The 13,075-nt window shown below is 46.0% G+C and carries 14 protein-coding genes; 10 read left to right on the top strand and 4 right to left on the bottom strand.

Annotated features, from left to right (window positions below; all coding sequences use genetic code 11):
• Positions 1-74: 74 nt before the first annotated feature.
• Positions 75-1,922: a lytic transglycosylase domain-containing protein gene (locus tag B2W60_RS05805; RefSeq protein ID WP_292362157.1), complete on the top strand. Its 1,848-nt coding sequence runs from the start codon at positions 75-77 to the stop codon at positions 1,920-1,922.
• A gap of 108 nt (positions 1,923-2,030) precedes the next feature.
• On the opposite strand, the gene B2W60_RS05800 is transcribed toward B2W60_RS05805, so the two are convergent.
• Positions 2,031-2,318: a DUF3144 domain-containing protein gene (locus tag B2W60_RS05800; protein WP_292362158.1), complete on the bottom strand. Its 288-nt coding sequence runs from the start codon at positions 2,316-2,318 to the stop codon at positions 2,031-2,033.
• 168 nt (positions 2,319-2,486) lie between these two features.
• On the opposite strand from B2W60_RS05800, the gene B2W60_RS05795 reads away from it, so the two are divergent.
• The gene (locus B2W60_RS05795) at positions 2,487-2,828 is read left to right on the top strand and encodes a Fis family transcriptional regulator (protein ID WP_292362159.1); all 342 of its coding nucleotides are present in this window, start codon (positions 2,487-2,489) and stop codon (positions 2,826-2,828) included.
• A gap of 42 nt (positions 2,829-2,870) precedes the next feature.
• Here the strand turns inward: B2W60_RS05795 and B2W60_RS05790 are convergent, their stop codons facing one another.
• The gene (locus B2W60_RS05790) at positions 2,871-5,315 is read right to left on the bottom strand and encodes an SAM-dependent methyltransferase (RefSeq protein ID WP_292362160.1); all 2,445 of its coding nucleotides are present in this window, start codon (positions 5,313-5,315) and stop codon (positions 2,871-2,873) included.
• The gene (locus tag B2W60_RS05785; protein ID WP_292362162.1) at positions 5,315-6,070 is read right to left on the bottom strand and encodes a protein-L-isoaspartate(D-aspartate) O-methyltransferase; all 756 of its coding nucleotides are present in this window, start codon (positions 6,068-6,070) and stop codon (positions 5,315-5,317) included. The genes B2W60_RS05790 and B2W60_RS05785 overlap by 1 nt, the downstream gene beginning before the upstream one ends.
• 247 nt (positions 6,071-6,317) lie before the next feature.
• On the opposite strand from B2W60_RS05785, the gene B2W60_RS05780 reads away from it, so the two are divergent.
• The 7 genes from B2W60_RS05780 (at position 6,318) to B2W60_RS05750 (ending at position 11,994) form a co-directional block, all read left to right on the top strand.
• Positions 6,318-7,169: a PA4780 family RIO1-like protein kinase gene (locus B2W60_RS05780; protein WP_292362163.1), complete on the top strand. Its 852-nt coding sequence runs from the start codon at positions 6,318-6,320 to the stop codon at positions 7,167-7,169.
• Between the two features lie 186 nt (positions 7,170-7,355).
• Entirely contained in the window at positions 7,356-7,826 is a 471-nt protein-coding gene (gene arsN2 / locus B2W60_RS05775; RefSeq protein ID WP_292362164.1) for an arsenic resistance N-acetyltransferase ArsN2, read from the top strand.
• 39 nt (positions 7,827-7,865) lie between these two features.
• Entirely contained in the window at positions 7,866-8,483 is a 618-nt protein-coding gene (locus B2W60_RS05770; RefSeq protein ID WP_292362165.1) for a class I SAM-dependent methyltransferase, read from the top strand.
• A 305-nt stretch (positions 8,484-8,788) separates the two neighbouring features.
• Positions 8,789-9,466 (top strand): methyl-accepting chemotaxis protein, encoded by a 678-nt coding sequence (locus B2W60_RS05765; protein ID WP_292362166.1) that lies wholly within the window; start codon positions 8,789-8,791, stop codon positions 9,464-9,466.
• Between the two features lie 137 nt (positions 9,467-9,603).
• Positions 9,604-10,188, top strand: a complete 585-nt coding sequence (locus tag B2W60_RS05760; protein ID WP_292362167.1) for a DJ-1/PfpI family protein — start codon at positions 9,604-9,606, stop codon at positions 10,186-10,188.
• Between the two features lie 201 nt (positions 10,189-10,389).
• The gene (locus B2W60_RS05755) at positions 10,390-10,917 is read left to right on the top strand and encodes a hypothetical protein (RefSeq protein WP_292362168.1); all 528 of its coding nucleotides are present in this window, start codon (positions 10,390-10,392) and stop codon (positions 10,915-10,917) included.
• A gap of 294 nt (positions 10,918-11,211) precedes the next feature.
• Positions 11,212-11,994, top strand: coding sequence for an outer membrane protein (locus tag B2W60_RS05750; protein WP_292362169.1), 783 nt, complete (start codon positions 11,212-11,214; stop codon positions 11,992-11,994).
• 147 nt (positions 11,995-12,141) lie between these two features.
• On the opposite strand, the gene B2W60_RS05745 is transcribed toward B2W60_RS05750, so the two are convergent.
• Positions 12,142-12,816, bottom strand: coding sequence for a type 1 glutamine amidotransferase domain-containing protein (locus B2W60_RS05745; protein WP_292362170.1), 675 nt, complete (start codon positions 12,814-12,816; stop codon positions 12,142-12,144).
• 136 nt (positions 12,817-12,952) lie between these two features.
• On the opposite strand from B2W60_RS05745, the gene B2W60_RS14330 reads away from it, so the two are divergent.
• A partial coding sequence (locus tag B2W60_RS14330; protein WP_349676607.1) for a helix-turn-helix domain-containing protein occupies positions 12,953-13,075 on the top strand: 123 nt, incomplete at its 3' end.

Below are 13,075 nucleotides of genomic sequence, written 5' to 3'. Positions count from 1 at the left end.
GCATAATATTACAGGTCAGCACTGGATCGAGCCCTGACCCTGAATCATCTCGCTTTTAACCATTGGAACATCGAATGAAACATATTGGGTGGCTGCTTTTCGTCTTATATAGTTCGAACGCGCTGTCAGCGGGCGAAGTTGAGATCCCTTTGCTGGCTGAAACCGCTCATCTTCAGACGGCGATCAGTCGCGTCCTTGATTTCGATGAAAATGGCCAAAGCACGATTAGCAACGACCCATGCAACCGGGTTGAGTTATCCGATATGGTGGTGGTGACCGATGGTGACCAACTGTCTGTTGGAATGGCATTGACTGCTACTACCGGTGGCTACGTGCTCGGTGCCTGCCGGGGACCGAAACCGTGGCAGGGCCGTCTTGCACTGAAATTGACCCCTCAGGTTATGGCATCGGGACAGGCCATAGAATTTGTACCTGATTCGATTGAATTGTCGCGCCCGGACAGTACCCCTGGCATTTTGACTAAACCCGCTCAGATCATTGCCGATGCGCTGGTGCTGCCGCGCATGAGGAGGGTACAAATTGACCTGGCCGGGCCACTGAACGGCCTTGATGGATTGATCGTGCAAATGCTGGGTCAGGGTAGTGCGCAAGGTGGTGAGCAGTCCCTCATTCAACGAACCCATATTACCCGCCTGCAGACTGAAGAAACAGGCATCAGGGCTTGGCTGGCTTTCCAGGTTCGCGCTCCTGAACCAGACCTTCGCGCGCCCGAGCCAATTTTGGATGACAGTGAGTTAGCTGAATGGCAAACACTTGAAGATGAGTTAGACGGGTTTCTGACCACCATTATTTCGGCGCTGGCCTACTCGACTGAGTCCCGTATTTTACGTCTTGAATTACTCGCCGTGCTGCTCGACGCGCGACACGCGATTGCCGAAGCGCTGACGGTCGATGATCCCGAATATGATCCGGTTCGAGAACTTTTCCTGGCGACATGGGATCGGTTGCGGCCACTGATGAACGAACTTGAACGTCTGAAGACCCCAGGCTTGGAGGCTGATTTCAAGCTTGCTACGTTTATTGCGGGTGGTGACGCACTGCGTGCTCTTGACGCCCTCGGGCCTGAGTATGGATTTGAAATTACGCGTGACGGGTTGCGAAGGCTTGCCCGCTTGCTGCTTGCCGAATCGGCACCGCCGACTTTTACACCGTTACCCCTGGAGGTCGATCCCGAGTTTCGCGATTTGTTTGGATTGGATACCAGCAATGAGGCCGAATTCACAACAGAAGAATTAGCAGGACAAATCAGTGGTGGCTTCAGTTGGCTAGGGTCCTGGCTGTTTCCGGCCGCCCATGCCGACAGTATCCCCCCGGAAGAGGCTTTAAAGGGACTAGTGCCGCAACGGGATAATCTTGATGCCTACCTTGAGCTGGTCGCCAGCTTACTGGAGAAGCAAACTAACGCCTGGCTGGCCGAAAATGATCGCTTGCCGGACACGATGGCAGAGCGACTCGATCCTTTGGTTCGTGCCACCGCATGGAAAGAATCCTGCTGGCGCCACCTCGTTAGTTCACGTGACGGGCCTCAGGTACTGCGTTCAGCCGGTGGCGCAGTGGGCATGATGCAAATCAACGGTCGGGTCTGGCGTAATGTCTACGATCTTGAACGCCTCGTTGATGAGGTTGACTACAATGTGAACGCCGGCATCGAAATTCTGACCCATTATTTGGTTGATTATGCAATCCGCAAAGGCGAGCACGAACAGCCCGGCGGTGATGACAATTTGATCAAGGCAACCTATGCCGCTTATAACGGCGGGCCGGGACACCTGGCACGATACCGTCGCGAAGACACCGCCATCAGCTTGAAGGCTATCGACAATGCGTTCTGGAACCACTATACGACCATCAAGGCTGAACAATGGCCTGATATCTCAAGCTGCTACTCGGTCGGTGGATGATCTCGATAATGTTCAAAAAACGTCTGTCAGACGAGATCAAGTTGGCTTAGCATGAATGAACATAAAGCCCTGTTTAGACTCAACAGGGCTTTATATTTTAGTGATTTATTATTTCTGTCTATAGCTATCGAAACGGGCAATATATTCTTCAAGGTTTTGATTGAGCATTTCTGCGTAACGTTGGGTGAAAAATTCAATGGCGGCTTGTTTTTCGGCCTTCAGAATCTCGGCACTTTCAACAGAACGGGCGACGCTGAAGGCATTAAACCGGGCGGTTGAATAGAGTATTGACGTATTGACCTCGTCTACAGTACTTACTGCTGCTTGCTGATTTGCAACGGCGATGAATTCATCGGCACGTTGTTGAAATGTTTTTGCTGGTGAATTTTCACTCATTCTTTCTCTCTCATTAGTCTTATTGATTTGAAATGTGATTGATGTCGGTATGATGTTTTAATTGGCTATATTAGCTTCTCGAACGTGACCTATAGTATCAGATAGAAAAATCTGTAAAACAGAGCGAACATCCTTAAGATCTAAAAATCATCAGACCTGATATGAACTATGCGTAAAACAGATAAAAAAATTGATAACGAACTTCGGCTAAAATTGACCGATGTATGTGAACAGGCATTAAAAGATATCGCTGGTTTTCAGTGGCTAACGCACTTGGTGAACTATGATGATTATCCAAATAGCTTAATGGTGGTTTGTGTATTTGATACAAACGAGAATTTGAAAAATTACCTCCAATCAGATGACAGCCAGGCATTGATATCCCTTATTCAAGCTGAATTTAAAACGATGGATATCGAGTTCAAACGTCTTGGTGATCATATCGCATACGATTCTGAAGAGAACTGTAATCAATATCACAAGGGTAATTGGGCGCTCAGGTTGGGTTAAACATTAGCAATTGATTCTGCTTCCAATAACTCACAGGTTGGTTTAGTTCGAATCGCGGTTGATTTTGCCAGTTCCGGGAAACAGCCAGGCCGCCAATAAATATAAAAACACGGCGACGCAGATCAAAACACGAAAACCAAATTGCATCGCGATCAGAGTCGCGAGAATCGGGCTCATCACCGAAGCAAATCCGTTAATGCCCCAGGCCCAGGGGATCAAATCAGCATGCTCACGGCTTAGGACTGCCAGCCCTGTTGGAAACGGTGCTCCCATACAAAACCCGATAGGCAGTATAAGTAAAACCGCCAGCATATATCGCAGAACATCGTTTTGTTGTAACAAAAATGCCGATATCGGACCAAATGCCAGTAGATACACCAGACTCAGAAGTGCGATGCCCATCACCACAGCACTAACGCGCCTTTGCGGTTCGATATGTGGGAGTTTACCGGAGACATAACTTCCCAGACCTGCTGCCAACAGAAAACTGGCTATTACCGTGGTGACGGCATAAACAGGGTGATGCAGGATCAGGATAAACTTCTGGATAAAGGCGATTTCGATAAATAAAAACGCCAGCCCCAGTACAAAAAAATAACCCAGCACTTTTTTATGCAGTGGGTTAGCCGCCCGCCTGCCCTGACGCCGTTGCCATAACCATAATGGTAGTAACAACAGCAGGGCACTGGCGACCAGCGCCTGCACCAGTGCCGCTAACAACAGTAGATAACCGCTTTCCAACAGGAACACACTGCCCTGATCGAGGAGTGATAGTATCTCCGGTAAGGTCTGCCACCTGAAAAACTGGGAAAAATACGGCTGATCATCTGTCGCCGGCCGGAGATTGAACTTGTAATCTTCGATAAATTTATCGCCTTCAGATCCCGCCAAAGCAGATGCTGCCTGGTAAAGATAAGGCTGACTGAGCTTATGAAACCGATTTACTTCCCCGGGATTGATGCCCGGATAATAGGCCAGATCAAAATTATTCTGCTGACTGAAGTGTTTGAGGCGACTGATTTCATCCTCAGTCACCACACCATTCTTGAGCAGCAGGGTGCTTGTCTGCCAGCTACGAATCAGGATCAGGCTTTGTGATACGTTTACCTGTGGTAATTTTTTCAAAGTCGCCACTAACTTTGGCATATCACGTGGTGGCAGCGTAGCTCGGCGTGTGAGACTCAAATAACCGTCTGGTTTCAAATGCTGCAGATAAAGCTGCATCGCCTCAACGGTATAAAGATAATTTTCCGTCATTGAGTACAAACCACCTGAAGACATGCCCGAGCCATCGATCATCGACATCGTTATCAGGTCATACTGATTTTCGGTTCGTGTAACAAAAGACCTGGCCTCGGATTGATGCACCGATACCTGTGGCAAGGAATAAAGTTCTCCGGCAAACTCAGCATAATCGTTTTTAAGCAAACGTATCATCTGTGGATTCTGTTCCACCGCATCAATCCGTGTTGCACCAAATAACAGCGCCTGCAACACATCACTGCCTGCACCTGCGCCCAGCACCAGCACATCGTCCATCGCATCAAACTGGTAGGGCAAGGCGGAGGTAGTCTGCTGCAGATACTCTAATCCTACGGGATTGCCATCAAAACGGTTGATAGCGGTCATCGCGTCGCCATCACTGAAAACCGCCAGTTGTTCCGGCAAATTCGCTTCACTGCTGATACTCAGACCGGGCGCATAACGCAGTGGTACCGCCTTGCTTTCTACTACATTCAATACGCCAAGCGGGCTGGAATAGGTTTTCACTACCTCGGTCTCGGGTATCGTCATGAGTTGGCTCTGGCTTTTATAGGGTGACATTTGCAGTTGCAGCGATGCCGGCACCAGAACCAGCATCAGTGCTGCCACGCCTATCATCAACGCCTGCCAGGACAGCTTTTTGGTCCCGGAATGTTCCCATGCCAGGGACACCAGCAATAACCCGGCAAACAAGACCAGACAGGGCAAAATTACTAAAATCTGCTCAACCAAAAAACCAAACAGCAAAACGATAATACCGATACTACCCAGCGCAGCACCCAGCAAATCAGCAGCATAAAGTGTCGAGATCCCCGTCCGGAACTGGTAAAACGACAAACCGATAATATTGGCTGCAAAAAAGAACGGCACGGCCAATACCAGGTAAACGGCTAACCAGTAAAGCAGTTGCCACGGGTCCCACAATAATTCCGACGGATTAAACGGTAATTCCTGGGCCAGCATAAAACACAGCGGCATGGACAGGGCCAGCAGCAACAAGTTGGTCATGATAACCGACGGGAAATGCCGGCTGACATAGTCCCGGGCCAGTGCCAGGAACACGCCGCTGACACCATAACCAAGTAAAGCCAGGCTGATGATCATAAAGGCAAAATGATGCCATTGAATAATCGAAAACAGCCGAAGTAACAACACTTGATACGCCAGTGCTGAGGCGGATATCAGGGTTATACCGAGCAGGTAGACTCCGGAAAGTCGAAACATCAGCGCTGGCCGGTCAGTGGTACAAAGCGAACCGGCAGCAATTGCTCTGTCACGATATTATCGTCAGCTTCTTTGGTGACCAGCACCAGATGCTGCACCATAAATCGGCTGCCAACCGGAATCACCATGCGCCCACCGGGTTTGAGCTGTTTCAGTAATGGGGGTGGAATATGATCACTGGCCGCCGTAACAATGATGGCATCAAACGGGGCTTCTTCTTCCCAGCCGTAGTAGCCATCACCTTCACGCGTGGTGACATTGAGATAACCGGTTCGCTCTAAATCAACCTTCGCCCGCTCGGCCAGTTCAGGTACGATCTCGATACTGAATACCTGTTCGACCAGTTCAGCCAGTATTGCCGCCTGATAACCGGAGCCGGTGCCAATTTCCAACGCCTTATCTGTTGGCTCAAGCTGCAACAGATCGGTCATCAGCGCCACGATGGCCGGCTGGGAAATTGTCTGGCCGTAACCTATCGGAAGAGGTCTGTTACGATACGACTGATGCTGGTGCTTATCCGGAACAAACTCGTGTCGTGGCACAGTTGCCATGACTTTTAATACGTTGTCATCCAGCCGGGATTTGCCCAGGACGGCACTGCTGGTATGCACATCATCCCGAATTTGTTCGATCAGTTCTTCACGTTGCTGCTGGAAATCGTCTGCCGCGAGCACTAAACTCGGACTCAGCCCGATAGACCATAGAATCAGCAACAAGATGCCAGTCGCCGTACTGGATACGTATCCCATATTCATCTTTCATCACTCCAGCCTGTTTAGCTTGGAAATAGCTCTTTTATTTCAAGATACTATGAAGAAATCAAGGGTCAGACATTATTAATCGAGTATGTCTGAATCGCCACTAATTTACCAGACAGCTTTCAGCCATTTAAAATCAAAAGGCCAGTGACTGAGCTCTTGATGTGACGCTTTAAACAAGCGGCTGTAGTTTATACTGCACGGTATCTTTTACTGGATACGTTTGAGTGATAAAAACCAAATAATGAAAATACCAAAACAAATTCAACCACTGGTTGATGACGGCTTAGTGGATGAGGTGATTAGTCGCTTAATGAGTGGCAAAGAAGCCGATGTCTATGTCGTGAGATGCGGTGATGAAATACGCTGTGCCAAGGTTTATAAAGACGCGGTCAAGCGTAGCTTTAAAAAAGCTGTTCAATACCAGGAAGGACGAAAAGTACGTAACAGTCGCCGGGGCCGGGCGATGGAAAAAGGTTCTAAATTTGGTCGTCAGCAGCAAGAAGAAACCTGGCAAAATGCCGAAGTCGATGCGCTGTATTTGCTTGCCAGTGCCGGTGTGAGAGTACCTCAACCCTATGATTGCATGAATGGCGTGTTATTGATGGAGTTGATAACGGATGAGGAAGGTGATGTCGCGCCTCGTCTCAATGATGTATCCATGTCTGCCGAGCAAGCTATCGAAGATCATATGATGGTCATGCATTCTGTGAAGAAAATGCTCTGTGCAGGTTTAGTTCATGGCGATTTATCAGAGTTTAATGTGCTGGTCGATGCCTATGGCCCGGTGATTATCGATCTCCCTCAGGCGGTGAATGCGGTGGCAAATAATAATGCACAAGCGATGCTAAGTCGTGATGTGCAAAATATGACGCGTTATTATGCTCAATTCGCACCAGAATTACGCAAAACACACTTCGACAAAGAAATATGGTCACTATTTGAGAATGGCGAATTACTGCCAGACACAGAACTCACCGGCCTGTTTGAAGAAGACTCGCAAGCCGCGGATGTGGATGGCGTACTGCTGGAAATCAAAGCGATACTGGCGGAAGAACAGGAAAGACAATTGTGGTTACGGGATAAAGATGACTAAGGTTTAACCATAATAAATTGAGAAGAAATCAAGTTGGATGACCCTTGATTTAATTTGATTCCGTAAATTGATGTAATAATTTAATTAAAATCTTATCGCTACATGGATGTAACGACATGGCAAGACTTTGCCGATTTGTGCTATCTGAACTAACGCCCTTACATTAATCGTTAGCGGTCAAAAAGTATGAATATAGAACCAATCGAATTGAATGATGAAATTGAGACACTTTTAGTAGGTGAAGAGCTTCCAATTTCAGACCTGCACAGTTCAAATCAGACGCAATTTTTCAGGGGGTGCGAAGGTGTGCACATCATAGGTGTTGTGGGTATAGAAATATATGAAAATGTCGGCTTATTACGTTCTTTGGTAGTGGAAAAAGGTTGTCGCAAAGCGGGCTACGGCAAACAATTGGCGGCTAAGGCAGAGACATGGGCATATGAAGGAAGTATTAAATCCCTTTACCTTCTCACAACAACGGCAGCCGGTTTCTTTTCACAGCTCGGTTACCAGGTAATTCCTCGAACTCAAGCTCCGGTTTCTATAGCAAATACTGCTCAGTTCGTTGGCTTATGTCCGTCGTCGGCTACCTTTATGTACAAGGAATTGAATGCTAACAATCTAATTCAGCCGACCGTTAACGTATCGGTTGATTAGGACGTTAGCTTTCCGGGGCAATACTGGAATATATGGGCCATGAAAGACTCTAAGAAGTTTTGGGACAAATCTGCAGAAAAGTATATTAAAAGTCCCATTAAAGATGAAGCTACGTATCAGCAGAAACTGGCAATTACCCAAGAATTCCTGAGACCGGATTGTAAGGTGCTAGAGTTCGGTTGCGGCAGTGGTGCCACCGCAATTTTTCATGCGCCTTATGTGGAACATATTGTTGCTACGGATATATCTGACAAGATGATAGAAGCGGCTCAGAGAAAAGCGATCCAAGCAGGAGTAAAGAACATGGTTTTTCAGCAGGGTACATTAGACAGTCTAACTTTCCAAAATGAGAGTTTCGACGCTGTGTTGGGACTAAATGTGTTGCATCTTTTGGAAGATGTAGATGGTGCGATTGCTAAAGTTTATCGACTTTTAAAAAACGATGGTGTTTTTGTTTCAAGTACGTCGCTAATAGCAGAAATAAATTTATTTTTTCGATGGCTGATCTCTGGCATGCAGTTCCTTGGTTTAGCACCTTATGTCAGTCGATTCACAAAGCGCCAGCTTATTTCCAAATTGTTGGAGTCAGGCTTTACAATTGAACGTGAATGGCAGACTAGCCATGAATCGGTATTCATAGTCGCTAGAAAAGGCTAGTTAAGACGTTGGGTTAAAGCTAACAATCAGCTGTTATCGACCCTTCGTTGTTGGGACGGCCTTTCCGCCACTTCGCGGCACAAGTCTGCCCTAAAAATCAAGGGTCAGCCAACTTGATTCATAATCATGTGATGTGAGTTCCTTTCTTTAGAAATTTGATCTATTGTTAACTTTGCATGTTTCGTGGAGATTGGTCCATGGCTGACTCCTTGATTTCGATATCAGAACAAACGCGTCAAAGGCGATGTTCATAGCTCGCATGCTTTATGCGGACGTTATTAACCTCTATTAACAGAAGAGACCCCATGAGCAGTAGTGATGCCTTTCCCAACGAAACCCCAGCAGATGACCAAAATATCTTTGAAAGTATTTCCAGCCGTATGTCCGGCTTTCTGTATCGTTGTCGCATGGACGATGACTACACCATGCTGAACATGTTCGGCAATGTGCAGGAGCTTACCGGGTATAAACAACAAGACTTGGTTGGCAACAAAGCTAACTCGTATGTGAACCTGATCCACGAAGAGGATGCGCAGTCTGTCGATGATGCCGTCGCGGCAGCTATTGAACAGCATAAAAACTGGGATGTTGACTACCGTTTAAAATGCAAAAAGGGTGAGCCCATTTGGGTGAATGAAAAGGGTGGCCCGGTCTTTGACGATGACAACCAAGTGGCGTTTCTGGAAGGTGTGGTGACTAATATACAGGCCCGGAAAATGCAGGAACTGGAACGTCAATCCAGAATGGAAGAAGTCGAAAGCCATAGCTCGGATATCGTCAAACAAACGCACACCATTTTGGATATGCTGAAAACCCTGCGCCTGCTTAGCCTGAATGCCAGTATTGAGGCCGCTCGGGCCGGAGATGCCGGTCGAGGTTTTGCTGTCGTTGCAGAAGAAGTAAAAAAGCTGGCCGAGCGTACGGGTCAGGCCACCGCTGAAATCACCCGATTGACCAAAGAACTTGACGCACTGCTTAAGTAATCTTCGTCCAGGTAGAAAATACACCTATACATAATCGAGTGGGAAGCGGTCTTTCAGAATAGACAACGATCGATAACTTAGCATCTTAATGTTTATCTATAGTTTTGGCCCCATTGATTGTATTGGAGAATGTTGCGTTGAATGTAGGAATTTATATTTACCAAAACGCAGAAGTTCTGGATTTTTCTGGTCCTTTTGAGGTTTTTTCGACGGCAAGCAGGTTATCTCATCCGAAAAACATCTTTAATACCTTTCTGGTATCGGAGGAAAATCATCCGGTGATTGCCAGGGCAGGCTATAGCATCAATGCACAATACAGCTTTGCAGATCATCCCGGAATCGATTTGTTGATCGTTGCTGGCGGGCTTCATGAAGATGAAGTTGCAAAACTCAATGTCATTAATTGGATATCCAGTACGTCTGAAAACGCAAAGATTGTGGCATCTGTATGCACTGGTGCTTTTCTACTCGCTGAAGCCGGGCTGCTTGCTAACTTAAACGTCACTACTCATTGGGCGGATGTTACGTCTCTTCGAACTTCCTATCCTGATCTGACCGTTGTTGAATCTCAGCGTTGGGTAGATGAAGGGAGCATTGTTACTTCGGGTGGTATTTCAGCAGGTATCGACATGAGTCTTCATTTAGTTTCGAGACTTTCCAGCATAGAGCTGGCAGAAAAAACAGCAAGGCAAATGGAGTATGAGTGGTGTAAAAACGCATAACAAAAGCAGTTAAGATGGTGCGAAAAAGTAGCTGTCTGTTGAAACGATGTTTGGTTAAATTGTGTGGTGGGAAGTAATGAAAATCACTCGTTTGAGAAGTTGGCAATGGCAGAAAATAAAGCGGTTACTGACATTTTGCAAAGAAATGCAGAAAAAGGATTACCCTGTGGCACACAGAGCTTTATGGAGAAGCTTGAATAAATGGCAAAAAGTTCATTAAATTACCGGGCCTCGCAGCAGACCGATGAAAAAATAAAAGGGAAGTTTCCCCTTAACAATAAAAACCACCACATAAGACCATGTATGAAAGTAAAACAAATTGTATTTTTTGCACTAATTATATTTAACCCGGGTTTTGTCTATGCAGATAGTCTGGATTGCTATTTACCATCGATGAAAGATGGTGAAGTGCTGGAGAAAATGTCTATATCACGAAAAGACGAGTCCATCTCTGTTTATCATGTATTGTCTGAACGAACGTATCGAAAAGCTTCCAGTAACGAAAGATTTGTTCTTTATCATCATTATTCAGTGCCGGTTGAAGAGTTTCCCAATGGAAAAATGATTCAAATTGAATCAGCTTATTCTTTAGTGCTTATGCGCAGTAATTTTGAAAACACTGAGTATAGTCCAGATATTTTGATTGTTGATTGGGATGCAGGGAAGATAAAAACTGGCAGTCCATATCCCGATAAGTTCACTACACGTTGGAAGTGCATTGAACCTTAGGGCTTGTTGATCTTTCGTTTCCGCCTCTGTTGTGAGCTGAAAAAGCGTCAATCAAGGCACGAGGAACGCTTTTTGTAGTTGTTCTAAATAAGTGACGAGCAACGCAGACCGGCGCTTTTTCAGTCACAACCTGAAGGGCTGGGACTATTTTTGCGCCCACCTGCGTTGTCAATCACTTATGTAGGAAGGCTACACGGGGTGATTTCCGCCTTGTCGGACACAAAAATAGTCGCCAGCAGTGGTGGAGACGAAAGATCAACAAGCCCTAGAACTTAAACAAAGGAGAGTTGAATTATGCGTCACAAATCACTGATGGCTATTGGAATTATTGGTTTGAGTGCCATCAACGTAATGACAAGCGCTCATGCACAAACGAATCAGATTAACTGGTCTGGATTTTATGCAGGCGGCAGCCTGGGGGCTATTGATGGGCGTGCCTCATTTGATGCTGCTACCGCTGATGATTTCCCAGGATCGTATTTTTCGTCTCCCGATGCTGATCAAATCGCCTCGGAGTCAGATAACAGTCTTTCACAATCCAAATTAACGGCCGGTTTATTCGGTGGCTTTGGCAAACAATATAACCACTGGTACTTAGGCATTGAGACCAACATTAACAGTTTCGATTTTGATGAAACAACTACCTCCGGGGCGGTTTATGAGTCAAATCCAGTGAGCGAATTTAGACATGAGATGACAGTAAAGTCTGATTGGCAAGCGATGTTACGGTCTCGTGTAGGCTGGGCTGAGAGAAATTGGCTGGCCTACTTGACGGCCGGTGTTGCTGTTTCACGCTTTAGCCTGGATGCCTCTTTTTCAGATGACCTGCTTGCGGGTGCCGCTGGTCATGATTCAGAAAGCGAAACTAAATTTGGTTGGGTGGTAGGCCTTGGCGGTGAATATGCATTGAGCGAGAACTGGAGCATTCGCGGTGAATATCTGTACGCCGATTATGGAAAAGTGGATACCAACGCCGCTGTGAATAACGCATCGTTTCCTGTTTTGAGTAATAACCTTAAAAGTTCAGTCGATCTCAAGACTCAGATACTGTCTTTAGGTGTTTCTTATCGTTTCTAAAAAGAGATGATATTCCTATTTTTAAAACCCAAAAGAGAGTTTTTGAACTATAAAGATCCAAACTTAGGGTCAGTATAGAAACGCAAAAACGGCGTTTAACGCTGACCCTAAGTTGTCATTGGATAAATGATGTCCAGGTAAGTGTAATCAAACACCAAGCTGTTTGATAATGGCTTCCCCAACAGCGTGGGCACTGGCAGGGTTTTGACCTGTAATCACACGACCATCCTCAATAACAAATACTTGCCATGGTTGTACTTTGGTGAATTTTGCCGATTTTCTGGTCAACGCTTCTTCAAGCAAAAAGGGAATGGCATCAATGGTGCCATAATCTATTTCTTCTTCACGGGTAAATCCCGTTACAGATTTACTGGCAAGCAGTAATTCACCTGAGGAAAGTTTAATAGGCAAAAGACCTGCTGGCCCATGGCATACCGCGCCAAGAATGCCACCATTTTCATAATGGGTTGCAGCTAGCTTGGCAAAGCTTTCATTGGTGTGTAAATCTGACAGCAGACCAAAACCACCTGGGTAAAAAATCGCATCGTAATCAGCAATGTTCAGTTGCGATACAGGGATTGTGTTGTTAATACGGTTCTGAAAATCTTCATTGCCTAATACATCGTTATTGATTGCATCATCCTCAACATCGGTGCCATAAATAGGTGCTTTGCCGCCTTTAATAGAAGCAATATCATAATCAACCCCATGCTCCATAAAGACATGGATCGCATGGGTTAATTCGGGTGAGTAGGTTCCATTCGCCTGATCTGTATTTCCAAGAGTGGCGTGGTTAGTTACGGGGATTAATATTTTTTTCATGATTATTCCTTTCTGATAGATAGTGATTTGAATGCTTTTTGTTTTAACACGATGTCACTTTAAAATATTTCTCTAAAGTTGATAATCCATTGTTTTTGATAAACACTATTGCTGTATAGCAATAATAGGGTGTGGCATGGAGAGTTTTGAAGGAATCATTGAGTTTGTGGCCGTTGCTGAAAGTCATGGGTTCTCAGCAGCAGCCAGAAAACTGGGTTGCAGCACCAGTCATATCAGTCGGCAAGTAGCCAGATTGGAA

Source organism: Methylophaga sp. UBA2496 (assembly GCF_002341635.1).
Classification (GTDB): domain Bacteria; phylum Pseudomonadota; class Gammaproteobacteria; order Nitrosococcales; family Methylophagaceae; genus Methylophaga.
The sequence above is the reverse complement of the archived record's forward strand: the minus strand, read 5'-3'. Positions and strand labels throughout refer to the sequence as shown.